We start from the raw sequence: 23,208 nt of genomic DNA on the forward strand, positions 1-23,208 counted from the left end.
CCGGGACGGTCGTGTCGAAATCCAATCCTGCGCCGCCCTGGCCGTCGCGCCTTGATCCGTATCAAGGCCGGGGAGCGGCGTCGGGCGGACAGTTCCGGAGGCTTGCAATCATATTAGCAATATCTAATATTAGTGCAAGCTTATATAAGGACGCCCTCGATGACGAAGCCCACGGCCCTGTTCGCCGCCCTCGCCGCCGCGACCCTTATGGCCGGCGGCCTCTCGGCCTGCGGCGGCGAGCCCCAGGTCGTCGCGACCGCGCCGACGCGGGGCGAGCGCCTGGCGGTGACCGAAGCCCTGATCGACGCGGTCAAGCCGGCCTCCGCCGTGGTCGCCTCGCGCGATCTCGGCGAGGCCCGGGCGCGCATATCGGGCACGCTGACGCAGTTGAACGTGCGCGAGGGCGACACGGTGCGCGAAGGCCAGGTTATCGGCGTGGTCGTCGACAACCGGGTCGGTCTCGAGACGGCGGCGTTCGGCGCCCAGGTCGCGGCCACCGAGGCCGAGGCCGCGCGCGCCCGCGCCGACCTGTCGCGAATCCAGACCCTGTTCGATCGCGGCATCTACGCTCAGGCCCGGCTCGACCAGGCTCTCGCGGCCTCCCGGGCCGCCGACGCCCAGGTCCGGGCGGCGCGCGCCGTTCGCTCGGCCAGCGCCGAGACCGGCGCCCAAGGCCGGATTCTCGCGCCGACCTCGGGTAGGGTGCTCGCCGCCGACGTGCCCGCCGGCTCGGTGGTCAGCGCCGGTCAGTCGATCGCCACGATCACCGCCGGACCGCTGGTCCTGCGCCTCGAACTGCCCGAAGCCCAGGGCCGCAACCTGCGGGTCGGCGAGAGTGTCGTGGTTTCATCCGAGGACCTGCCCGGCGTCAGCGCCGGGACCATCGCCCAGGTCTACCCGGCCTCCAACGCCGGTCAGACCACCGCGGACATCTCGGTCGGCGGCCTGAACAGCGATCGGGTCGGACAGCGGGTCACCGTCCAGGTGCCCGTCGGCCAGCGGAGCGCGCTCGTCATTCCCCGTCGCTTCGTCGCCACCCGCTTCGGCATCGATTTCGTCCGCACCGTCGATCGGGCCGGACGCGTCAGCGAGGCGCCGGTTCAGCTGGGCGGCCCCGTCAGCGGTGACCGTGTCGAGGTGCTGTCGGGTCTCGCCGCCGGCAATGTCGTTCTGGCTCCGGAGACGGCCCGATGAACCTCGGCGTGTCCGGACGGCTGACGAAAGCCACGCTGAATTCGCCGCTGACCCCCCTGATGCTGCTGGCGGCGATCGCCGTCGGCCTGATGGCCGTGCTGTCGATCCCCCGCGAGGAGGAGCCGCAGATCAGCGTGCCCATGGTCGACATCATGGTCGCCGCCCCGGGACTGAGCGCCTCCGACGCCACCGAACTGGCGGCCAAACCGCTGGAAGCCATCGTGCGCAGCATCGACGGCGTCGAGCACGTCTACACCCAGGTCCAGGACGACCAGGTCATGGTCACCGCCCGCTTCCTGGTCGGCTCGGACCCCGACGACGCGGCGGTTCGGGTGCATGAGAAGGTGCGCGCCAACTACGGCTCCATTCCCGTCGGCGTTTCAGAACCGCAGATCGTCACCCGCGGCATCAACGACGTCCCCGCCGTGGTCCTGACCCTGACGCCGCGCGCCGACGCCGCCGGGCGCTGGAGCGACCAGGCGCTGTACGACGTCGCCGCCCGGCTGCGCACCGAGATCGGCAAGGTCGAGGACGTCGGCCTGACCTTCATCGTCGGCGGCCGCCCGTCCGAGATCCGGGTCGAACCGGATCCCGCCCGCATGGCGGCGCGCGGCGTGGCCCTGTCCTCGGTGCTGGAGACCGTCGCCCAGGCCAACCGCAGCTTCCCCGCCGGCGCCTTCCGCGACCAGGGCCAGGCTGTGGCGCTGCGCTCGGGGGAGCGGCTGGCCACGCCCGACGACGCCTCCCTGCTGACCGTCAGCTCCATGGCCGGCGAGCCCGTCTACCTGCGGGATGTGGCCACCGTCATTCAGGCCCCGCGCGAGGATCAGGCCCGCGCCGCCCACTACGCCCGCGTCGGCGACGGCTGGAGCCGCACCCCCGCCGTCAGCCTGGCCGTGGCCAAACGTCAGGGCGCCAACGCCGTGGTCGTCTCCCACGGAGTGATGCAGCGGGTCGAGGCGCTGAAGGGCACGCTGATCCCGGACGGCCTCGAGGTCGTGGTCACCCGCGACTATGGCGAGACGGCCAACGAGAAGGCCAATGAGCTGCTGATGCACCTCGGTCTGGCCACGATCTCCATCGTCATCCTGATCGGCTTCGCCATCGGCTGGCGCGAGGCCGGCGTGACGGCGGTGGTCATTCCCACGACCATCCTGCTGACCCTCTTCGCCTCCAATCTGATGGGCTACACCATCAACCGCGTCAGCCTGTTCGCCCTGATCTTCTCGATCGGCATCCTCGTCGACGACGCCATCGTGATGATCGAGAACATCGCCCGCCACTGGGCCATGAACGACGACCGCAGCCGGGCCCAGGCCACCGTCGAGGCCGTGGCCGAGGTCGGCAATCCGACCGTGGTCGCCACCCTGACGGTGGTCGCCGCCCTGCTGCCCATGCTGTTCGTCTCGGGCCTGATGGGGCCCTATATGGCGCCGATCCCGGTCAACGCCTCGGCGGCCATGGTCTTCTCCTTCTTCGTCGCAGTGGTCATCGCGCCGTGGCTGATGATCCGACTGGCGCGCAAGACCCTGGCCGGCGGCCACGGGCACGAGCATGGCGAGGGCCTGCTGGGCCGCCTCTATCGCAAGGTGGCCGCGCCGGTCATCCGCTCGCGCCGCAGCGCCTGGACCTTCCTGATCGTCGTCGGCCTCGCCACCCTGCTGGCCATGTCGATGTTCGGCTTCCGCGCGGTGCCGGTGAAGCTGCTGCCGTTCGACAACAAGTCCGAGCTCCAGGTCGTGCTGGACATGCCCGAGGGAACCAGCCTCGAGACCACGGAACGCACCCTCGCCGGGGCCGCGGCCGTGGCGGGGACCCTGGTCGAGGTGGAGTCGCTGGAGAGCTATGCCGGGACGGCGACGCCGTTCAATTTCAACGGCCTGGTGCGCCACTACTTCCTGCGCGCCGGAGCGGAGCAGGGCGATCTGGCGGTCATGCTGGCGCCCAGGGACGAGCGCGACCGCAGCAGCCACGCCATCGCCCTCGACCTGCGCCGGCGCCTGGCTGAATTGCCGCTGCCGGCGGGCGCCTCGCTCAAGGTGGTCGAGGCTCCGCCGGGACCGCCTGTGCTGGCGACCCTGCTGGCCGAGGTCTACGGCCCCGACGCCGCCACGCGTCGCGCCGTGGCCGCCGAACTGGAGACCCTGTTCCGCGCCGAGGCCTCGGTGGTCGACGTCGACAACAGCTATGGCGTCCGCCGTCCGGTCCTGCGACTGATTCCCGACCGCGAGAAGATAGAGCGCTTCGGCCTGTCCGAGCGCGAGGTGCACGACTCCATCGCCGCCGTCATGGGCGGCCAGATTCTGGGCTACGCCGCGCGCGACAATGAGCGGACCCCGGTCGAGATCGCCGTCCGCCTGCCCCAGTCGGCCCGGACCTGGAACGAGCAGATGGCCGTCATGCCCGTGGCCGTGACAAACATCGACGGGGGCCGGCGGCTGGTCGAACTGGGCGAGGTCGTCGAGGCCCGTCACGAACTGGCCCGCTGGCCCGTCTACCGCCGCGACGGCCGCGCCGCCGAAATGGTCACCGCCGAACTGGCCGGCCAGTTCGAGGCCCCGATCTACGGCATCCTGGCCATCGACGCCGCCATCAAGGCGCACGACTGGAAGGGTCTGCCGCGCCCCGAGATCCGGCTCAACGGCCAGCCGACCGACGAGACGGTCCCGACCGTGCTGTGGGACGGCGAATGGGAGATCACCTGGGTCACCTTCCGGGACATGGGCGCCGCCTTCGGCGTGGCCCTGCTGGGGATCTATGTTCTGGTCGTCGCCCAGTTCAAGGATTTCCGCATCCCGCTGGTGATCCTGACGCCCATCCCCCTGACCCTGATCGGCATCGTCATCGGCCACATGCTGTTCGGCGCGCCCTTCACCGCCACATCGATGATCGGCTTCATCGCACTGGCGGGGATCATCGTGCGAAATTCGATCCTGCTGGTCGACTTCATCCGCCACGCCCGAACGCCGGGACGGCCCCTGCGCGAGGTCCTGCTGGAGGCCGGCGCCATCCGGTTCAAGCCGATCCTGCTGACGGCGCTGGCGGCCATGATCGGGGCGGCGGTGATCCTGTTCGACCCGATCTTTCAGGGTCTGGCGATCTCCCTGCTGTTCGGCCTGATCTCGTCGACGATTCTGACGGTGCTGGTGATCCCGGCCATCTATATCGCATTGAAGGACGACGGCCGCCCCCTGGCCGCGCCCGGACCCGCGGAAGAGACGCCATGACCGACGCCCTGCCCACGCCCGACGCCGCCGCCCTGGCCGAGCTTGAGGCCAGCGCCGCCCCGGCCGCCCGCCTGATGCGTCTGTTCGCCAACGAGCAACGGCTGATGCTGATGTGCCGGCTCAGCGAAGGCGACTGCGCCGTCGGCGAACTGGCGGCGTTCGCAGGCCTGTCGCAGTCCGCCTGTTCCCAGCACCTCGCCCGGCTGCGCGAGGAGGGGGTCGTCGCCCCACGGCGCGAAGCCCAGACCATCTACTACGGCATCGCCGACCCGGCCGCCGCCCGGGTCATCGCCCTGCTGTGCGACATCTACCGCGACAAGCCGAAGGACCCGACCCCATGAGCTATTTCACCGCCCGCACCGTCGCAGGCGATTTCGAGGCCGTCGTCGAGCGCACCCGCGCTGCGCTTCAGAAGCACGGCTTCGGCGTCCTCACCGAGATCGACGTCCAGGCCACGCTCAAGGCGAAGATCGGCCAGGATTTCCGTCCCTACCGCATCCTTGGCGCCTGCAACCCCGTCATGGCCCACGAGGCCCTGAAGATGGAGCCGCACGTGGGCGTCATGCTGCCCTGCAACGTCGTGATCCAGCAGGTCGAGGGCGGCGTCGAGGTCTTCGCCATTGACCCGGCCGCTTCCATGCGCGCCATCGACAACGCCGAACTGCTCGGTCACGCCCAAACGGTGGGCGAGCATCTTCGCGCCGCTGTCGCCGAAGTTTGATCCCGGGCATGTTTGCTTTCCGCGGCCATCAACCATCCGAAGCCGGGGCCGATCGCCAGCGCCTTGATGGCGTGATGGAGGCGTCCATGGCCGCTGGGGCCGGGAGCGAACGCTCCGATCCCGGGTCATCGACAGCCGCGGGGCCCTGGCCGCCGCCAATGCGAACCTCGAGACTCTCGAGGATATCTGCCAGGCGGAACTCGACATCCGCCTCGGCCCCGTTATGGCCTTGCTCGACCGCGACCCCGCGGTGCGGCCCTCCGACGAGGACCTTGCTGAAGTCATGGCGCAAGCCAACGCCGCCCTGACCGTTTGCGGGGTGCTGAAATTGCCGATGCTGGGGCAGGCGCTCATCATGCTATGCGCTCTCGCCGACGCCCTGAGGCACACGACCTACTGGCCCGCCGGCGCGCTGACGCCCGCGGTCAACCTCATCACCCTGACCCGGGCCGGACACATCGGGGACGCCGCCGTCGCAACCCTGCTTGGGGAGCTGCAACGCTGTCTGGCGCGCTATATCGAGCACACCACCGATCGCTGACCAGCGGCGGGCGCGGCATCCGAGGGCAGCGCAGGGCATGGCGCAGATCACGAACCTTCGCGCCCAATAGCGTCGGTCCGGAGTTCGGCCGGGCGGACGACAGCGGAGGCGAATCGTTGATGACGCCCGGGGCCGGGTCGTACGGCGGCGGAAGCGCCGCCGGGCGGCGCCCTCGCCGACAGCGCCGGTTCGTCGCTTTCGGGCCAATGCCATGTTGATATCGGTCCGACGGGATGCGACAGGGCGGTTCGGCCAGGAGCCGGATTTCGGGCGGTCGGGAAGGCATATGGCAGGGTCGACCATCTATGACGTCGCGGCCGCGGCAGGCGTGTCCATCAAATCGGTGTCCCGCGTCCTGAACGGCGAGCCCAATGTCAGCGAGGCTCTGAAAACCAGGGTCGGCAAGGCGGTCGAGGACCTGGGCTACAGGCGCAGCCTTTCCGCGCGAGGCCTGGCCGGATCATCCTCCTCGGTGATCGTCGCCCTGGTTGACGCAGGGATGACCATCGAGCATTGGCGAAGCGGCAGCGGAAACGACTATCTGAGCCGGCTCGAACTGGGCGTGCTGATGGAACTGCGCCAGGTCGACTACCATCTGATGGTCGAGATGGTCGACTACGCTTCGCCCACTCTTCAGCGCGATCTGTCGGCCCTGCTGTCCTCGATCCGGCCGGAAGGGGTCCTGCTGACCCCGCCGAACTGCGATCTCAGCCTCGTTCTCGATGTGCTGGATTCATCCGGCGTGGCCTATGCCCGGATCGGGGCCGAACGCGAACTGGGCCGCGGAATTCTGGTCTCCATGGACGAGCGTCAGGCCGCCTATGACATGACCGAACACCTGATCGACCTGGGGCACCGGCGGATCGCCTTCATCGGCGGTCCTGCGGCCTATTCGGCCAGTCGGCTGCGCCTCGAGGGTTTTCAGGCGGCCATGACGGCGCATGGTCTGGCTGTTCCGGCCGAAGCGGTCGTCGAGGGGGACTTCACGTTCGCGGCCGGAGTGGCCGGCGTCGAAAAGCTTCTAAACGGCCCCTTGTCGCCGACCGCGGTGTTCGGCTCGTGCGACGATACCGCCCTGGGCACCATACATGGCGCGCTGGCCCGTGGTCTCCAGGTTCCGCGTGACCTTTCCGTCTGCGGCTTCGACGATTCACCCAGCGCCATGTTCAGCAATCCGACGCTGACGACGATCCGCCAGCCGGTCGCCGAGATGGCGGCCGCGGCCGTGCAGCGCCTTACCCCGCCGCTCCGCGCGCGGCTCAAGCCCAGGTATGATGGGGGGCCGCTGGTAGTTCCGTATCGGCTCCTCCTCCGGAAATCGACCATTGCGCCGCCAGCCGACTAGGTTCGTGCGAGGATGGTTGACAGCGCTGTCATTTCTGGCTGTACTGGCCAGGAGAGCTGTCGAACAAGGCTCGGGAAACGCCATCCGGAACGACCGCTCGCGGTCCCCTTCACCAGAAGGGCTCCGTCGTCGCAACCCGGCCTCATCCGTCGACCCGCTCTCCCGAAGCGACTCCTGACTGACTTTTCGCCGCGGCGACCCCCCGCCGCGGCGATCCTTTCACACGACCCCGCGCGAGGACGACCATGGGCAGAGCCGTATCTCTCCTGGCCTTGGCGACAGCGATCTCTCTCATTCTTGACGGCGCCGCCTCTGCGCAAGCCCGACCGGTCGGGATGGCGGACCCGGCGGTCACAGCTCCGCAACGAGCGCACCCGGAGATGTGGCCGCGGGCCGCTTCACCCGCGACATTGAGCGACCGGCAGACCGAGGCCTTCATCGACGCCCTGCTTGCTCGCATGACACTGGACGAAAAGGTCGGTCAGATGATCCAGGCGGACATCGCCTCGATCACTCCGGACCAGCTCGCAGACTATCCGCTGGGTTCCATTCTGGCGGGAGGCAACTCCTCGCCGGGGGGCGACGAGCGCGCGCCGGCCCAGGCCTGGGTCGATCTCGCCAGGGCCTTTCGGGCGGCGGCCGCCGCGCGGCCCGGTGCGCGCGTGCCGTTGATCTTCGGCATCGACGCCGTGCACGGGCATAACAACGTCGTTGGCGCCACCATCTTCCCGCACAACATCGGACTGGGCGCCGCACGGGACCCGGACCTGATCCGTCGCATCGGCGAGGCCACGGCCCTGGAGGTCGCGGCGACCGGCGCCGACTGGACCTTTGGCCCGACCCTCGCCGTGCCGAGGGATGACCGCTGGGGAAGGGCGTACGAGGGCTATTCGGAGGATCCCGAGGTGCAGCGCGCCTACGCCGGTCCCATGACGCTCGGATTGCAGGGTGAACTTCGGGAGGGTCGTCCGCTCGCGGCCAGCCACATCGCCGGATCAGCGAAGCATTTCCTGGCCGACGGCGGGACGGCCGAAGGCGTGGATCAGGGCGACTTCGTCGGATCCGAGCAGGCGTTGATCGATATCCACCTGGGCGGCTATCCCGCCGCGATCGACGCGGGCGTGTTGTCGGTCATGGCCAGCTTCTCCAGCTGGAACGGGATCAAGCACTCCGGCAACGAGACGTTGCTGACCGATGTGTTGCGCGGCCCCCTGGGCTTTCAGGGACTGGTGGTGTCCGACTGGAACGCCCACGGGCAGCTGCCCGGCTGCTCGAACGAGAGCTGCGCCCTTGCGGTCAACGCAGGCATCGACATGCTGATGGCCCCGGACAGCTGGAAGCCGCTGTACGAGAACACCCTGGCCCAGGTCCGATCCGGTGAGATTTCTCAGGCTCGCCTGGACGAGGCCGTCCGGCGCATTCTCCGGGTCAAGGTCAAGGCTGGTCTGTTCCAGGACGCGCGGCCGGTCGAAGGGGATCTGAGCGTGCTCGGATCCGCGCGGCACCGCGCCCTGGCGCGGGAAGCCGTGCGCAAGTCCCTGGTCCTGCTGAAGAACGAGGACGGCGTTCTGCCGATCCGTGCGGGCGCGCGGGTGCTGGTGGCGGGAGCGGCCGACGACATCGGCCAGGCAGCCGGCGGCTGGACCCTGAGCTGGCAGGGCACCGGGAACACCAACGCCGACTTCCCGAACGGCCAGTCGATCTGGAGCGGCATCGAACAGGCGGTCACATCGGCCGGGGGAACCGCCCTTCTCAGTCCGGACGGGAGTTATGACATCCGGCCCGACGTCGCCATCGTGGTCTTCGGCGAGACGCCCTATGCCGAGTTCCAGGGCGATCTCGAGACTCTCGACCTAACGCCGACCGAACCCGCGGAGATGCTGCGCCGGCTGAAGGCGGAAGGCGTGCCGACCGTGTCGATCTTCCTGTCCGGCCGGCCCCTGTGGACCAATCCGGAAATCAATGCGTCCGACGCCTTCGTCGCCGCCTGGCTCCCGGGCACGGAGGGGGGAGGGGTTGCCGACGTGATCGTCGGCGACGTTCAGGGGCGGGCGCGACATGATTTCCAGGGAACCCTGTCCTTCAGCTGGCCTCGCACCGCCGACGGGACTCCGCTCAATCACGGCGAGCCGGAATACGATCCGCAGTTCGCCTATGGCTATGGCCTGACCTATGCGCGGCCTGGTGGCGTGCCCCGGCTGTCGGAAGAGAGCGGCGTGTCCGGCGCGGCGGGGGCGGTGGACCGCTATCTGGTCGATGGCCGGGTGGCTGCGCCGTGGAGCCTGTCGCTCGAGGATTCCGGGGGTGAAACGCGATCCAGCGACGGCCGCACGGGCGCCAGCCCCCGCGCCGGCGTGAGCATCCGTCCCGTGGATGACCTGGCCCAGGAGAGTGGCCGCCAACTGGCCTTCGCCGGCGGGCAGCGGGCGACCGCGGCCCTCAGCGGCCCGCCCGTCGATCTGTCCCGGCAGAGCAATGGCGAACTGACCCTGTCCTTCCGTTACCGCGTGGATGCGGCGCCCTCGGGTCCGGTCTCCCTGGCCATGGGAGCGGGGGTGGTCGACATCGGGGAAATTCTTCGTCAGGCCCCGATCGGCGACTGGCGCACGCTCCGGATTCGACTGTCTTGCTTCAGGGCCGCCGGAACGGATGTCGCCGCCGTGGACACGCCCTTCGCCCTCGCCACCGATGAGGCGATGACGGTTTCGGTGTCGGAAATCCGGCTGGCCTCGCACGACAACATCGCGGTCTGTCCCGGAGCCTGAGGGCGGGACCCTGGCCTGCCAGCAACGCCAATGTCCTGCTCCGGACCGCAGCGCCCGCCGGGACGTCGCGATCATTCAGGCCGGGGCGGGCGGCGGCTTCCTTTCACCGGCGCTGCAGCGGCCCTTTTCGCACCCCCCGGAGGCTGCAGGATCGGCTTTACGGCAGGCGTGGCGTGACGATCGACGTTGCTAACACAGCGTTACCGGAGGATGATTGACAGCGCTGTCTTTTTAAGACCTTCTGACGCTACCGGCGATTTAGAGACCGGACTGAACTTGGGAAGAAGCGCCAATGGCGCTCCACGGAACACAGCGGGGTCCAGCCTGTCGAGGGCGGCCTGCGCCTGTATCCGTGAAAGGGAGAGGCCTATGCATAATCACCGTCGCCACATCCGCGCGATCCTCATGACCGCGGCATCAGCCAGCGTGCTGGCCACCGCCGCGCCGGCTTTCGCGCAGACTCCGGACTCCCAGGACGAGGCGGCGGTCCTCGACGAGGTCATCGTCACCGGATTTCGCGCCTCCCTCGCCGACGCGCTGAACGCCAAACGCGAGTCCAACCTGATCATTGAGTCCATCACCGCCGAGGACATCGGCAAGTTTCCCGACCAGAACATCGCCGAGTCGCTGCAGAGACTGGCGGGCATCCAGATCGACCGTGAGAATGGACAGGGCACCAAGGTCCGCATCCGCGGGCTCGATCAGAACGTCACCCTGCTGAACGGGGACATCTTCGTCACGGGCTTGGAAATCTTCCGGCTGGGCGAAGGCAATATCCGCCAGGACAGCTCGCTGGAGGGCATCCCTTCGGAGCTGATCGGCGGGGTGGACATCTACAAGTCGCCCGACGCCTCCCTGCTGGAAGGCGGTCTGGGCGGGATCATCGACCTGCAGACCCGACGCGCCCGAACGCTCCGCAGCGACAACCTGATCGCCGGCGATCTGCGCGCGAACGTGAACGGCGACAACGGAGACTGGAACCCGACCGGATCGCTCGTGGTCGGCCACCGTTTCGGCGATCGCCTCTCAATCCTCGGCACCGTGTCGTACGACCAGACGGACATCTTCACCGAGGCTCTGGGCGGCGAGAACCGCGGCGGCTGGGCCTTCCTCGGGCGCCCCGTCAGCGGCGGACCCGCGCGCGACATCTGGTCGCCCGAATACCGGTACGCCACCAACCGGGATCAGGAGCGGGAGCGGATCGGCTATTCGCTGAACGCCGACCTGCAGGTCAGCGACTCGCTGTCGCTGACCGCCGACTGGTTCCATTCCGACCTGTCGATCGTGACCCAGGAAGCCTCGATCAAATTCCCCTTCGCCAACGAGAACGCCACCTATGCCGCGGCGGGCCTGACGGTGGGTGACAACAATGTGCTGGAAAGCGGCACGGTGACCGCGAACTCGGCGGAGGCCATCTCCTTCGTCCAGAACGCCGAGGCCAGCACCGACAATTTCCAGCTCGCGGCCGATTGGGACAACGGCGGGTCCCTGCGCGGCAGCGTGCGCGCCGCCTGGTCCACGGGCGACTACGAAAGCACCAGCGGCAACAGCGACGTCCGCTACACCCAGTACACCGTGCGCAACGGCACGGCGGCGGGCTTTGTGCCGAATCCGACGGCGCCGGCGACCTTCACCTACAACTATGCCAACGGCGACAATCCGACCTTCACCCCGGCCAACCCCGCCCAGTTCATCACCCCGACCTCGGTCTTCGCCAAGTCGCACTGGGTGTTCGGCGAGAACACCGAGATCGAGAACGCCTCGCTGCGCGCCGACCTGGAATATTCCCCGGACTTCGCCCAGGGAGTGACCATCAGCTTCGGCGCCCGCTACGCGGAGCGCACTGTCGACTCCGAATACGGACGCTACCTCGCCGACTACTCCGGCAAGGGCGAGCTCGACGCTCACGCGCTCGGGCTGGGGGACTGGACGCCCTTCGGCTATTTCCAGGACGGGGCCATCGGCTACAAGTCCTGCGAGCTGCCCGTCGGAACGCCCGGGCGGCCGGTTTGCTCGCCCGGCGCCCGGTTCGGCGATTCTCCAGCTCTGATCACGCCCTACCAGACCGCCGCTTCGAATCCTGACCGGTTCGAGACCGTGACGATCGGCGGCATCACCGCCCTGGTGCAGAACCGCGACCAGATGCGCAACCCGCTCGCCTGGATTTCGGCGCTCTACCCGTCGACGCCCTTCACCTTCTTCCGGGACCCGGTGGAGTCCTTCATGGTCGAGGAGAAGACCACCTCGGGCTACCTCATGTTCGACGTGGGCGAGGACGGGGACCGGTTCCATGTCAACGCCGGGGCGCGGGTCATCAAGACCGAACTCGGCATCGACTCCAGCCAGACCCCGATCTCGGGCGCCTACTATTTCGGCACCGATAGCTGGAACGGCGTGTTGGCCAACCCCGTCGCGGTCACCACGCGGCGCGAATACACCGATGTCCTGCCGAGCGCGACCGCCGTGCTGGAGGTCAATGAGACGGACAAGCTCAGGGTCTCGGCCGCCCGCGTCGTCTCGCGCCAGAACTTGTTCCAGCTGGGCCAGGGGTCGAACTTCAACTTCACCCGCAGCACGACGCCGGGGCCGGACCTGGACAGGTTCATCTATACGAACGGCAGCGGCGGCAACACCGAGCTCGATCCCTATCGCGCATCCCAATTCGACATCGCCTATGAGCGCTATTTCGGGACGCAGGGCCTTCTGTCGGCGGCGATCTTCTACAAGAGCGTGGACAGCTTCATTCAGACCGACACCGTGTCCCGGCTGGTGGCGGACGGATCGACCGCCGGTGCGACCATGGGGATCTTCACCCAACCCGTGAACGGCGAGGGCGGCACGATCCAGGGCGTCGAACTGGCCGCCCAGTACGCCTTCGACAACGGCTTCGGGTTCAACGCCAACTACACCTTCTCGGACTCCGAGAGTTCAAACTTCTCGGACTTCGAGGACAGCCTGCCGATCCCCGGCGTGGCCAGGCACGCCTTCAACCTTCAGGGCTACTATGAAGGCCACGGGTTCGAGGCCCGGCTGTCCTACGCATGGCGCGACAAGAGCTACCAAGGCAATTTCGCCTTCGGATCCGGGGCGGACTCGCACAACCTGTCGACCTGGGAACGGGCTTACGGCCAGTTGGACGGGCAGATCGCCTATGCCGTCACCGACGACATCAAGGTGGTGCTGGAAGGCATAAACCTGACCGAGGAATCGACGGGTCGTTACCTGCAGTTCGAAAACCTGCCCTTCCGCTATGCGACCGGCGAGCGCCGCATTTCGCTGGGCGCGCGGTTCACGCTCGGACGCTGACTTCCTTGACGCGGACGAGGGGCCCGACCCATCGTCCGCGTCTTGCTGTCAGGATGACGACATGGACATGACGCGGCCGGGAGCCATCCGATCGATCGCCATCGTCGGCGGCGGCACGGCCGGCTGGATGTCGGCCGTTCTGCTGGGCCATGCGCTGAGAGGGTCCGATTGCCGGATCACGGTGGTCGAGTCGGCAGAGATCGGGATCGTGGGGGTGGGAGAGGCGACCATTCCTCCCATCCTCGACTTCCTGGACCTGGTCGGAATCGACCGCGAGACGTTCGTTCGCGAGACCCAGGCGACGATCAAGCTGGGCATCCGGTTCCAGGACTGGAAGACGGTCGGAGAGCACTACTGGCACCCGTTCGGATCGTTTGGCTGCGCCATCGATCGGCGGCCCTTCCACCATCATCTGCAACGCGCCGCGGAATGGGGCGAGGCGCGTGGCGTGACCGATTTCAGCCTCGGCGCAGCCATGGCCCAGGCCGGCCGGTTCGCGCCGCCAGATCCCCGCGCCGGTCTGGCCCGCGCGGGACTGCGCCATGCTCTTCATTTCGACGCGTCCCTGGTCGCCCGCACCCTGAGAACGGTGGCCGAGCGACGCGGGATCGAAAGGCTGGAACGCACCGTCGTCGATGTCACCCGCACAGCCGACGGTCACGTCGGCGAGTTGCTCTTCAGCGAAGGCGAGCCGCTGGCGGCCGATCTGTTCATCGACTGCTCGGGTTTTCGCGGCCTGTTGATCGAGGGCGTCATGGCCTCCGGCTATGAGGACTGGACGCACTGGCTGCCGTGCGACCGTGCCGTCGCCGGGCCGACCGCGCTGGCCGGCGACACCCAGCTCTATACCCTGTCGCAGGCGCTCGGCTCCGGCTGGCGATGGCGCATCCCGCTCCAGCACCGGGTCGGCAACGGCTATGTCTATTCCAGCAGTCACCTCGAGGATCAGCCAGCCCTCGACGAGCTGGCCCGGGCGGTCGGCGGCGACTTCCTGGCGGAACCGCGCCAGCTTCGGTTCACCACCGGGCGGCGTCGCGCTTTCTGGAAAGGCAATGTGGTCGCCCTGGGCCTGGCCTCCGGTTTCATGGAGCCGCTGGAATCGACCAGCATCCACCTCGTGACCAGCGGCCTCTACAAGCTGCTCGACCACTTCCCGGACCGGTCATTCGAACCGGCCAACATCGCCGCCTACAACGCCGCCCTGATCGAGGAATATGAAACGATCCGGGACTTCATCCTGGTCCATTACTGCCTCAGCGAGCGGCGCGACACGCCGTTCTGGCGCGATGTGACCAGCCAGCCGCTGCCGGACAGTCTCAAGGCGCGGATCGACCTGTATCGCGCCAGCGGTCGCTGCCCCTTTCGCCAGGGCGACCTCTTCGTCGACGTGAACTGGTACTACGTGCTGCATGGTCTTGGTTTGCGTCCACGCCGCCCGGACCCCCTGACCGAGCTCTCGGATCCCCGAGCGGTGCGGAACGTGTTCGACCAGCTGGCGCGGGACGTTCAGGACGGCGTGGCCGTCGCACAATGACGCCGGGAGGCGATCGTCACGGCGTGTCGCCTCCGGTCGAGACCGGAACCCGGGGCGTCGTCGTGAGATTGTGCCGCATCCAATTTTCAATCTCGGCCTGCTGAAGGCCGAACATCATGTCCGGCGTAACCCTGTACAGGGCCTCGATGAAGGCGCGGTCCCAGCGGGTCAGGGCGCGGGGCCGGGCGGCGGCGGACTCGTCGAACAGCGACAGGATGGTCCGCTGCCCCCCCGTCGACGGCTCGGCCGGCAGATCGACCAGGGCGATGAAGGCCAGGTAGGCCGCCAGCGAATCCAGCGGCGCCGCCGCGGCCCGCTCGGCGTCCACGACGATGATCGTCTGCTGGATGGCCCGGGTGGTGGCGACCCTCAGCCGCGACTGGGGCAAGGCTCTCTGATCGGTCCGTGTCAGGTGCCGCCATCTGACCGGTCGGGATGGGCCGAGGAACCGGGTGAGCGCCTCTCCCCGGGTGCTGAACATGTGGTTCCGGTTGCGGCGGGCGAATGTCCGGGCGAAGGCGTCGGCGTCCGTCGAGATCACGACCGCGACCGTGGGGGCGCAGCCGGGAGCCGCGTGCGGGATGTCGAGAGACCGGAAATTGGCCGCGATCTGCTCCGTCAGATAGGCGTTCACATCGGAAGCGCCGCCGACGACGCTGACGCAGAGCCGGTGATCCCAGCGCGCGACCTGACCGACGAAACGGCCGTGCTCGCCCGGCACGGTGATTCCGCCGATGAAGCGGCCGATGGCGTCGTCCGACAGGGGCTGAACCACGATGTCGGGCAAGGTATCGGGCGGCCGGGGCGCCGCGTCCTGCCCACCCAGAAGCGCCAGCGCCAGGATTGCTGATATCACCATTCCGGGACGTCGCCCCACGCTTGCCGGCCTGTCAACCGGCCAAGGCAGGATCCGGCCATCCGCCGCGCCGGGATTTCCGGCCCGGTCCTGCCCAGGCCGGACGAGAGCGGATTGAAAAGTCATGGAAAACAACGGGGCGAAATTCAATCGTCGTTAGCTGGCGGTTAACGCCGCTGGCCCAAGGCTGGCCCCATCAGTCCAGTACGATGGAATCAGTCCGCTACTCATGCGCACGTCGGCCTACACGACAGTCCGCCCGCGCTACGGCTTCTTCGACGTCGTCGGCCTGCTGTTCCGCGAAAGCCTGCTGATGGTCGTGATCTTTCTCGCGGTGTTCGCCCTCGGCACGGCGGCGGTGCTGACGCTGAAAAAGTCGTATACGGCGACCGCCAGCGTCTACGCCGGCGCGGGGTCGGAATACGTCTATCAGCCGCGCGTGGGGCCGACCGAACGCAGCCAGCCTCTGGAGGCGGACGCCGTCGCCCAGGCGGAGGCCGCCATCCTGGGCAGCCTGGAGGTGAAGCGGCGAGCCGTGCGGGCCGTCGGCGCGGACACGGTCCTGGGGCCGGACGCCAAGGGGACCCCGGCCGAGAAGGAGACAGCGGCGCTGAAGGCGCTGGACGCCGGGCTCGGCGTCGGGGTCACGCCGGGAAGCGCCATCATTTCGATCTCCTTCGAGTCCGACGATCCGGTGCGCGCGGCCCAGGTTCTGAACGCCGTGGTCGACCAGTATCTGGTTCAGCGCCGGGAGGTCTTCGGCGCCGGCTCCACGCCCGCCTATGCGGCCCAGCGGGAAGCCTTCGAGGATGACCTGGCCAGGGCCGACGAGGCCTACAACGCCTTCCTGGCGTCCAACGACCTGGGAGATTTCGCCACCGCCAAGGCGACCCTGGCGGCCAACTACCAGACCACATACGCGGAAGCCTTGTCGCTGCGCGCCCAGCTGAACCAGGCCAGTCAGCGGCTGTCGACGCTCGAGGCCCAACTGGCGCGGCAGCCCGCCGAGGTGGTTCTGCAGCAGGACCTGAACATCTCCGCCCAGGACCAGATCCTGCAACTGCGCACCCAGCGCGAGGCCCTGCTGTCGCGCTATACGCCAGAGGCCCAGCCGGTCCGGGACATCGACCAGCAGATCGCCGATCTGCAGGCCTATGTCGCCACCGGAACCACGGTCGGTCCCAAGGAGGTCCGCACGGGGCCCAGCACCATCTTCACCGAGATCGAGACCGCCCGTATCACGGCCGCCGCCGACCGCGACGGGCTGGCGGCCCGTCTGGCGGTGGCCGAGGGCCAGCTGAACCAGCTGCGCTCACGCCAGGCCGAGCTGACGCGGCTGGAATCGGCCAACGCCAACCTGGCCGGCAACCGCGAGGTTCTGACGACCCTGGTGCGCGACTTCCAGCAGCGCGAGAGCACCGCCCGCGCCGACAGCGCCCTGGTCGCCGCCGGGGCCGACAATGTCAGCGTCATCGAGCGCGCCGAGGCGCCGACGCGGGGCACCAGCCTGAAAGCGCCGCTGCTGGCCGTGGTCTTCCTGTTCGCCGCCTTCACCGCCCTGTGCGTCGGCCTGCTGCGGGTCTTCGCGCGCCGGGGCTACGCCACCCCGGCCTCGACCGGGCGCACGCTCGAAATGCCGGTGCTGGCCGTAGCGCCGATGAAGGCCCGTTGATGCGCGCGCCCGGGACGCGCGTCATGGTAGCGTAGGGGCCTGTAGCCGGGCGCGTAGCGATTCGATGGTCGATCTGACATCCGAAATGGCGGCTCTCTGGGCGGCGCTGGGTCCGGCGCCGGGCCATCGCGGCCGTGTGATCCAGATCGCCGCCGCGACCTCGGGCGAGGGGGTTTCCACGGTCGCCCGGGAGTACGCCCGGCTGGCCGCGGTGCGGGCCCGGCGTCCCGTCTGGCTGATCGACGCCGACCTGGCCCAGCAGGGTCAGATGGAGGCGGTGGCGGCCGAGCCGGATCGCTTCGGAAGGCTCGGCAAGGCGGCCATCGCCACCCCCGACGGCTCCATCTTCTTCGCCGTGACGCCCCGGATCATGGACCGGGCCGGCAAGCCAGTGCATCCGGCCCGCCTGATCACGGCGCGGCCGTGCCTGGGCGGGCGGCTGTGGGTGACCCGGTTCGCCGCCGAACATCTGCGCTCGGGCCAACGGGCCGAGGCGGTCAGCGACGCCCGCTACTGGGATGTGTTGCGCAAGCACGCCGATACGGTGGTGATCGACGCCCCGGCGGCGGACCGCAACGGCCTGGCCATCACCCTGGCCCCCTATGTCGACGCCACCGTCCTGGTCGTGGCGGCCGAGGGCGCGGCGGCCAACGAGCCCCTGTTGCTGCGCGACGAGATCGAGGCGGTCGGCGGCGTGATCGCCGGCGTGGTGGTCAATCGCTCGACCTACAATCCGCCGGCCTTCCTGCGACGCCTGACCGGTTAGGGTTTCGCGGCCTCGAGCCGCGCCAGTTCGCGCTGGCCGTAGAAGTGAGGCTCGAAGCCCTTCATCCAGAACAGCTTGCCGACGCCGCGCGCCGTCCGGTCAAACATTTCGGCGCGCCTGGGACTGGCGATCAGGGCCAGGCCCGCGGACGCCGCGCCCCAGATCACGGTCTGCGCCGCGCCGACGATCATCCAGCGCACCACCCCGGGCCAGTCGCGCGCCGCGGCGGCGGTCTGGCTGGGGCCCTGGCCGTAGGCGAAGGCGCGGGCGAGGGCGTACCTCAAGGTGGCGCGGTGGGCCGGAGCGAATTCCTCGACCCGCGCGTCGGCGGCCCAGCCGAAACGGCCGCCGCGCGCCGCCAGGGCGGCGAACAGGGCGTCATCCTCGCCACCGGCCTGGTCGGCGCCGGTGTCGAACGGCGCCGAACCGGGCAGGGCGGCGCTGCGCACCATCAATGAGTTGCCGCAGCCGTAGGGCTTGTCGATCTCCTGCGTCCGGTCGGGGCCCTCGCGACCGAAGAACCGTTCGAGATAGGGCTTCAACCAGGGCTCGGCTTCCGGCGCCCGCCCGGTGATCGGCCCGAAGACCGCGTCGGCGCCCGTCTCGGCCTGGGCCGCCAGCAGGGCCGCCAGCCAGTCGGGCGCGGCCGCCTCGTCGTCGTCCAGAAACGCGATCAGGGGGGCCCGGGTCGCATCCAGGCCGGCGTTTCGGGCCGTGGCCACGCCTGGCCGCGGGGCATGAACATAGATCAGCGACCAGGGCGAGCGGCCGCGCAGGGCCTCGACCGTCGCCGTCGCCGAGCCAAGCGGATCATTGTCCACCACCACGATTTCGGCCACCCGGTCGGCGACGCGCGTCTGGCCGAACAGCGAGCGCAGGGCCCGGGCGAGGCTGTCAGGCCGCCTCAGGGTCGGCACGATGATCGCGACATCGGCCATCACACGGCCTCCGCATAGAGAGCCGCTCGATAGAGACGCAGGGAAAAGGCCCGCGTCGCCACCGGCAGCCAGGCTGTCTCGGCCCCGCGGCGCATCATCCGGCGCAGCCGGGGCAGACCGGGCAGGCGCTTCAGCAGCTTCGCCGCCCGGTAGCTGGGGTAGGTCGCGACGATCTCGGGATGGCGGCGAACCATGCGGGCGAAATTGGGCGCCGACTGCTCGTATTTGCCGGCCAGGGCGGCGACCGTGTCCAGCCCCATATGGGTGGCGGGATTGTCGAGGTGGACCACGCGAAACCGGCGTGACACGCGCATCGCCCATTCCACGTCCTCCCAACCCCAGCCGGTGAAGCCGGAATCGAAGGCTTCGGCCTCGAATACGTCGCGACGGACAAGCAGGTTGGAGGTGTAGACGTATTTTTCGGGCTGCTTCGCCCGCTCGCCATAGGGCACGCACTCGGACCTGGCGGCCATGGCGCGGTGGACGGCGAAGCGGGCGTCGGTCGGCGCCTGCAGCAGCGAGAAGCCGCCAAAGGCCACGGCCGGATCCTCGCGCGCCGCCAGGTCGGCCCAGTCGCGCAGGAAGCGTCGGTGATCGGGGCGCATGTCGCTGTCGAGGAACAGCAGGCTTCCGCCCCGCGCGGCCGACGCCAGCCGGTTGCGGCCGATCGAGCGACCCTCGTTGGCGGGCAAGGTGATGAGGCGCGCCGGCAGGGCCATCCCCCGGACCTGGCCGGCCAGTCGCGCGGTCAGGGCCGCATCCTTCGTACCGTCGTCGAGGATCACGATCTCGACCGCGCCCGCGACCGAGGCGGCCTCTTCGTCGAGCAGGGTCAGCAGATCGGCCGGGTCGTCGCGCAGGAACGGGATCAATACCGACACCGCCGGCTTCGCGGCTTTCCAGGCGGCGTTCTCGGTGATTTTCGCTCGCGCGCTCATGCCGTCGCCCTCCGCGCGCGAACCTGCTCCAGGAGACGACCGGCCACGTCCCGCACGCCCGCCGCGTTCAGGGTCAGGGCCGCGGCCGCATAGACGGCGCCGCCGACGGAGGCGTCCAGCACCAGTTCCCCGAAGCCGCCGATGGCCGGCAGGCGCGACACGACCAACGCCATCACGCCGGTGGCGACGCCGCAGCGCGCCAGGCTTTCCCAAGGAACCGGCAGGGCCACGACGCGCCGACCGATCAGCATCGTCGTGATCATGCCGACGGCGAAACTGGCCGCGGTGGCCCAGGCCGCGCCCATGAGGCCGAAGCGGGGCACGAGGACAAGGTTCAGGATCACGTTCAGGCCCGCGGGAACGGCCATGGCGATCAGCAGCCGCCTCGTCTTCTTGCCGAGGGTGAAGGCCTGGCCGAAATAGTAGGCGGTGAGGCCGAAGAACAGGGCGGACAGGGCGATCCAGGGCGTGACGCTGGCCGCCGCGACGCGCAGGTCCTCGCCGATCAGCACCTCGGCCAGCGGTCGCGCCACCAGGGCCACCCCCGCCGCCGCCGGCAGGCCGATCAGCAGGAAGGTCGACAACTGTTCGCGGGCGGCCTCCTTCAGACGCTCCAGCCCGCCGCGCTCGAGAGCCATGACCAGCGCGGGCTGGCCCGCCGATCCGAGCCACAGGAACAGGACGTCCAGGGTCCGGTTGGCGATGGAATAGCTGGCGTGATACGCTCCCACGGCCGCCTCATCCATATAGACGGCGAGCAGGAAGCGGTCGGTCGAGGACAGCACGACGGTCAAAGCCAGCGAGGCCGCGATCGGATAGCCGTACAGGGCGTAGTCCCGCACCCGGCCGGCCTCGAAGCCGCCGCCGCGCGCCTGCCTCAGCTCCCCCGGCAGGACCAGCGGCAGGGCGGCCAGCGGAGCCAGTCCCAGTCCCAGTAGCGGCCCCGCGGCGCCCAGGCCGGCAAGGGCGAAGCCGACGCCGATGGCCAGCCCTCCGACAGCGACAGCGATGTCCAGATTGGCCGCCTTGGACACTTCTCCGGCGGCGCGGTAACGCTCCTGCGCCAGTTTGACGAGAGAGCGCGCCGGCGCCCCGCCCAGGCCCGCCGCCAGGGCGATCTTGAACAGGGGGTCGGCCGGCCAGAGCCAGACCGCCACGCCGGCGACGACGACAAAGCCCGCGCTGAGCACGAATGCCGTGCGGTACAGGCTGGCGAAATGACCCTGGGCCGCGCCGGGGGCCTGGGCCGCCCAGAAGCGCGCCATCGCCGCCTCGAGCCAGCTGAACACGGCCACATGGGCAAGGGTCATGACCGAGAAGGCCAGGGCGTAGCGGCCGAAGTCCTCGGGGCTGAGCAGGCGGGTGAACAGGACGATGGCGAGGAAGCCGACCACGCCCTGCACGATATTGGCCGGCAGATAGCCCCAGACGCCGCGCCAGAACATCAGCGGATCGCCGCGCGGTCGCCCAGCAGCACAGGCACGGTGATGGCCATGATCCACAGGTCCATCCACAGGGACTGACGCTCGACATAGTCGATGTCCAGCCGCACCCGCTGACGCACGTCCTGGGCTGTGTGCAGCGGGCCGCGGGAGCCGTTGACGGCGGCCCAGCCGGTCATGCCGGGCTTGATACGGTGGCGGTGGGCGTATTCGGCGACGAGGCGGGCGCTCTCGACGTGGCTGGTTTTCATGCCGATGGCGTGCGGCCGGGGCCCGACCAGCGACATTTCGCCGGCGATGACGTTCAGCAGCTGCGGCAGCTCGTCGAGGCTGGTCTTGCGGATGAAGCGGCCGACACGGGTGACGCGTTCGTCGTCATGGGTCACCTGGCGGCTGGCGGTGGCGTCGGCGGACTCCTGCTTCATCGAGCGGAATTTCCACACCACGATCTCTTCGTGATTGAAGCCGTGTCGGCGCTGACGGAAGAAGATCGGGCCGGGACTGTCCAGTCTGATGGCGAGGGCGATCAGGGCCATCACCGGCGCCAGCAGGACCAGGGCGATCAGGCCGAGGATCATGTCCTGCAGCCGTTTGTTGAAGGCCCGGCGATCGTCATCGACCGGACCCTGGACATCCGCCAGCGGTGCGGCCGCCAGCCGGTCCAGGGCCTTCCGGGTCTCGATCGCTCCATCGGGCTCGACCAACAGGGTCACTTCATGAGGCAGGGTGCGCAGGGTGGCGTTGAGTTCGCGCACCCGCGCTTCCGCCCTGGGATCGATGGCCAGCACGATCCGATCGACATAGGGGGTCATCTTGTGGGTCAGCAGGTCGGCCGCCGTGCCCAGCACGGGCACCCCCTCGATGGCCCGCGGGCTGCGCGCAAGCCGGTCGTCGAAAATCCCCAGCACGTTGAGGTCCCGCCGCTTCAACGCCTCGCGAATCAGGGTCTCGGCGCGACGGGTGGCGCCGACCAGCACTATGTTCGGCGTCAGCGCCCCGGAGGCTCGCCAGCGCGCAACCATGTCGCTCCAGCCCATGTGCAGGGCGTACAGGCTGATCAGCACCAGTCCGGCCCAGACCAGCCAGGCCGACCACTGCGCCGCCGGCCCCTGCATGATCCAGCCGCTCACCAGCGCGACCCCCGCGCCGACGGCGACGATGGCCGCGACCGAGGCGAGGTGTCGGGCCGCCCTCTGCCCCCGCGCGAAGCGATAGCGGCCAAGCGACCCCATCAGTCCGAGCACCGTGGCCGCCCCCAGGACGAAAGGCAGGAGATGCGACAGCGGCGCCGTCAGAAGCGCGCCGGGCGAAGCCGCCCAGGCGCACAGCAGACTGACGCCGACCACCGCAAGAGCGTCGAAGGCGCGGAAATAGTGGGCGGCCAGCCGCGAGGCGTGCCGCTGACGCGCGTTCAGCCACACTTCCGGACGGAAAGGACCCCGGCGGGCCGCGCTGGCGCCGACGGTCTCCGCCCCGTCGGTAACGGCGGCCGCGAGCGCCTGCAGGCCGGACGCGTCCATCCCGTCCGTCACGGATCGGTCGGCGTCGTACGAATGGCGACTTGCGGTTTCGGTCATGGGGCTCGCGGCGGGGAGTTCCCGTCCACCATGCACGCCCGGCCTCACTGTCCCGTTAACGCAGGCCCCGTGTCCGGACCCCGTTGCGCCCGCCCGCGCGCTCGGCTAATCACGCCGCCTGCCGGAGACGTGGCCGAGTGGCTGAAGGCAACGGTTTGCTAAATCGTCGTACCCTGTAAGGGGTACCGAGGGTTCGAATCCCTCCGTCTCCGCCAGACCGCTCCGAAAGGTCGACCGGCCAGGGAGCCATCGCCGCCCGGGCCTAGTTCGCCTGCTGTCGGGCGCCGCACAGATCACAGAATTCGCTGCCAGGCCGCCGCCGGTCCGGTCGCCAGCGATGTCGCCGGCATCTCAGCTGTCTGATCAGTCTCCGGATCCATTTCAGC

The 23,208-nt window shown here is 69.1% G+C and carries 16 protein-coding genes and 1 tRNA gene; 12 read left to right on the top strand and 5 right to left on the bottom strand.

All coding sequences use genetic code 11. The features are described from left to right. Positions 1-159: 159 nt before the first annotated feature. From Q8Q71_RS06495 to Q8Q71_RS06535, 9 genes are all read left to right on the top strand, one after another. Positions 160-1,194, top strand: a complete 1,035-nt coding sequence (locus Q8Q71_RS06495; protein ID WP_305758813.1) for an efflux RND transporter periplasmic adaptor subunit — start codon at positions 160-162, stop codon at positions 1,192-1,194. Continuing rightward, the gene (locus tag Q8Q71_RS06500) at positions 1,191-4,421 is read left to right on the top strand and encodes an efflux RND transporter permease subunit (RefSeq protein ID WP_305758814.1); all 3,231 of its coding nucleotides are present in this window, start codon (positions 1,191-1,193) and stop codon (positions 4,419-4,421) included. Before Q8Q71_RS06495 ends, Q8Q71_RS06500 begins: the two co-directional genes overlap by 4 nt. Beyond that, on the top strand, positions 4,418-4,762 hold the full coding sequence (locus Q8Q71_RS06505; protein WP_305758815.1) for a helix-turn-helix transcriptional regulator: 345 nt from the start codon (positions 4,418-4,420) through the stop codon (positions 4,760-4,762). The genes Q8Q71_RS06500 and Q8Q71_RS06505 overlap by 4 nt, the downstream gene beginning before the upstream one ends. Beyond that, complete coding sequence (locus tag Q8Q71_RS06510; protein ID WP_305758816.1) at positions 4,759-5,142, top strand: DUF302 domain-containing protein; 384 nt, start codon at positions 4,759-4,761, stop codon at positions 5,140-5,142. Before Q8Q71_RS06505 ends, Q8Q71_RS06510 begins: the two co-directional genes overlap by 4 nt. A gap of 283 nt (positions 5,143-5,425) precedes the next feature. Continuing rightward, positions 5,426-5,683 (top strand): hypothetical protein, encoded by a 258-nt coding sequence (locus Q8Q71_RS06515; RefSeq protein WP_305758817.1) that lies wholly within the window; start codon positions 5,426-5,428, stop codon positions 5,681-5,683. A 286-nt stretch (positions 5,684-5,969) separates the two neighbouring features. Continuing rightward, the gene (locus tag Q8Q71_RS06520; protein ID WP_305758818.1) at positions 5,970-7,028 is read left to right on the top strand and encodes a LacI family DNA-binding transcriptional regulator; all 1,059 of its coding nucleotides are present in this window, start codon (positions 5,970-5,972) and stop codon (positions 7,026-7,028) included. Between the two features lie 245 nt (positions 7,029-7,273). Then, positions 7,274-9,793, top strand: a complete 2,520-nt coding sequence (locus tag Q8Q71_RS06525) for an exo 1,3/1,4-beta-D-glucan glucohydrolase (RefSeq protein WP_305758819.1) — start codon at positions 7,274-7,276, stop codon at positions 9,791-9,793. A 369-nt stretch (positions 9,794-10,162) separates the two neighbouring features. Further along, positions 10,163-13,099 (top strand): TonB-dependent receptor, encoded by a 2,937-nt coding sequence (locus Q8Q71_RS06530; RefSeq protein ID WP_305758820.1) that lies wholly within the window; start codon positions 10,163-10,165, stop codon positions 13,097-13,099. Between the two features lie 61 nt (positions 13,100-13,160). Beyond that, positions 13,161-14,633 (top strand): tryptophan halogenase family protein, encoded by a 1,473-nt coding sequence (locus tag Q8Q71_RS06535; protein ID WP_305758821.1) that lies wholly within the window; start codon positions 13,161-13,163, stop codon positions 14,631-14,633. Positions 14,634-14,649: 16 nt separating this feature from the next. Here Q8Q71_RS06535 and Q8Q71_RS06540 read toward each other — a convergent pair whose 3' ends face one another. Next, complete coding sequence (locus Q8Q71_RS06540; protein WP_305758822.1) at positions 14,650-15,489, bottom strand: hypothetical protein; 840 nt, start codon at positions 15,487-15,489, stop codon at positions 14,650-14,652. Positions 15,490-15,718: 229 nt separating this feature from the next. Here Q8Q71_RS06540 and Q8Q71_RS06545 point away from each other — a divergent pair, with 229 nt between their 5' ends. Together Q8Q71_RS06545 and Q8Q71_RS06550 are read left to right on the top strand one after the other, a co-directional pair. After that, positions 15,719-17,161 (top strand): chain-length determining protein, encoded by a 1,443-nt coding sequence (locus Q8Q71_RS06545; protein ID WP_305758823.1) that lies wholly within the window; start codon positions 15,719-15,721, stop codon positions 17,159-17,161. 85 nt (positions 17,162-17,246) lie between these two features. Beyond that, entirely contained in the window at positions 17,247-17,927 is a 681-nt protein-coding gene (locus Q8Q71_RS06550) for a hfsB (protein WP_305758824.1), read from the top strand. On the opposite strand, the gene Q8Q71_RS06555 is transcribed toward Q8Q71_RS06550, so the two are convergent. From Q8Q71_RS06555 to Q8Q71_RS06570, 4 genes are read right to left on the bottom strand one after another with little or no spacing between them, the layout of a single operon-like run. Continuing rightward, positions 17,924-18,865, bottom strand: a complete 942-nt coding sequence (locus Q8Q71_RS06555) for a glycosyltransferase (RefSeq protein ID WP_305758825.1) — start codon at positions 18,863-18,865, stop codon at positions 17,924-17,926. The genes Q8Q71_RS06550 and Q8Q71_RS06555 overlap by 4 nt on opposite strands. After that, complete coding sequence (locus Q8Q71_RS06560; protein WP_305758826.1) at positions 18,865-19,803, bottom strand: glycosyltransferase family 2 protein; 939 nt, start codon at positions 19,801-19,803, stop codon at positions 18,865-18,867. Before Q8Q71_RS06560 ends, Q8Q71_RS06555 begins: the two co-directional genes overlap by 1 nt. Further along, positions 19,800-21,248 (bottom strand): lipopolysaccharide biosynthesis protein, encoded by a 1,449-nt coding sequence (locus Q8Q71_RS06565; RefSeq protein ID WP_305758827.1) that lies wholly within the window; start codon positions 21,246-21,248, stop codon positions 19,800-19,802. The genes Q8Q71_RS06560 and Q8Q71_RS06565 overlap by 4 nt, the downstream gene beginning before the upstream one ends. Then, complete coding sequence (locus Q8Q71_RS06570; protein WP_305758828.1) at positions 21,248-22,822, bottom strand: exopolysaccharide biosynthesis polyprenyl glycosylphosphotransferase; 1,575 nt, start codon at positions 22,820-22,822, stop codon at positions 21,248-21,250. Before Q8Q71_RS06570 ends, Q8Q71_RS06565 begins: the two co-directional genes overlap by 1 nt. Positions 22,823-22,945: 123 nt before the next feature. Between Q8Q71_RS06570 and Q8Q71_RS06575 the strand changes: the two genes are divergently transcribed. Next, positions 22,946-23,037 (top strand) — tRNA-Ser (locus tag Q8Q71_RS06575). The last annotated feature ends 171 nt before the right edge of the window (positions 23,038-23,208 follow it).

The sequence above is a fragment of the Brevundimonas sp. genome (genome assembly GCF_030704825.1).
Classification (GTDB): domain Bacteria; phylum Pseudomonadota; class Alphaproteobacteria; order Caulobacterales; family Caulobacteraceae; genus Brevundimonas.

Coding starts and splice junctions, on each gene's coding strand:
- Q8Q71_RS06570 (WP_305758828.1), bottom strand. CDS start 22,822: ATGACCGAAACCGCAAGTCGCCATTCGTACGACGCCGACCGATCCGTG.
- Q8Q71_RS06525 (WP_305758819.1), top strand. CDS start 7,274: ATGGGCAGAGCCGTATCTCTCCTGGCCTTGGCGACAGCGATCTCTCTC.
- Q8Q71_RS06560 (WP_305758826.1), bottom strand. CDS start 19,803: ATGAGCGCGCGAGCGAAAATCACCGAGAACGCCGCCTGGAAAGCCGCG.
- Q8Q71_RS06535 (WP_305758821.1), top strand. CDS start 13,161: ATGGACATGACGCGGCCGGGAGCCATCCGATCGATCGCCATCGTCGGC.
- Q8Q71_RS06500 (WP_305758814.1), top strand. CDS start 1,191: ATGAACCTCGGCGTGTCCGGACGGCTGACGAAAGCCACGCTGAATTCG.
- Q8Q71_RS06550 (WP_305758824.1), top strand. CDS start 17,247: ATGGCGGCTCTCTGGGCGGCGCTGGGTCCGGCGCCGGGCCATCGCGGC.
- Q8Q71_RS06495 (WP_305758813.1), top strand. CDS start 160: ATGACGAAGCCCACGGCCCTGTTCGCCGCCCTCGCCGCCGCGACCCTT.
- Q8Q71_RS06545 (WP_305758823.1), top strand. CDS start 15,719: ATGCGCACGTCGGCCTACACGACAGTCCGCCCGCGCTACGGCTTCTTC.
- Q8Q71_RS06515 (WP_305758817.1), top strand. CDS start 5,426: ATGGCGCAAGCCAACGCCGCCCTGACCGTTTGCGGGGTGCTGAAATTG.
- Q8Q71_RS06565 (WP_305758827.1), bottom strand. CDS start 21,248: ATGTTCTGGCGCGGCGTCTGGGGCTATCTGCCGGCCAATATCGTGCAG.
- Q8Q71_RS06530 (WP_305758820.1), top strand. CDS start 10,163: ATGCATAATCACCGTCGCCACATCCGCGCGATCCTCATGACCGCGGCA.
- Q8Q71_RS06555 (WP_305758825.1), bottom strand. CDS start 18,865: ATGGCCGATGTCGCGATCATCGTGCCGACCCTGAGGCGGCCTGACAGC.
- Q8Q71_RS06510 (WP_305758816.1), top strand. CDS start 4,759: ATGAGCTATTTCACCGCCCGCACCGTCGCAGGCGATTTCGAGGCCGTC.
- Q8Q71_RS06505 (WP_305758815.1), top strand. CDS start 4,418: ATGACCGACGCCCTGCCCACGCCCGACGCCGCCGCCCTGGCCGAGCTT.
- Q8Q71_RS06520 (WP_305758818.1), top strand. CDS start 5,970: ATGGCAGGGTCGACCATCTATGACGTCGCGGCCGCGGCAGGCGTGTCC.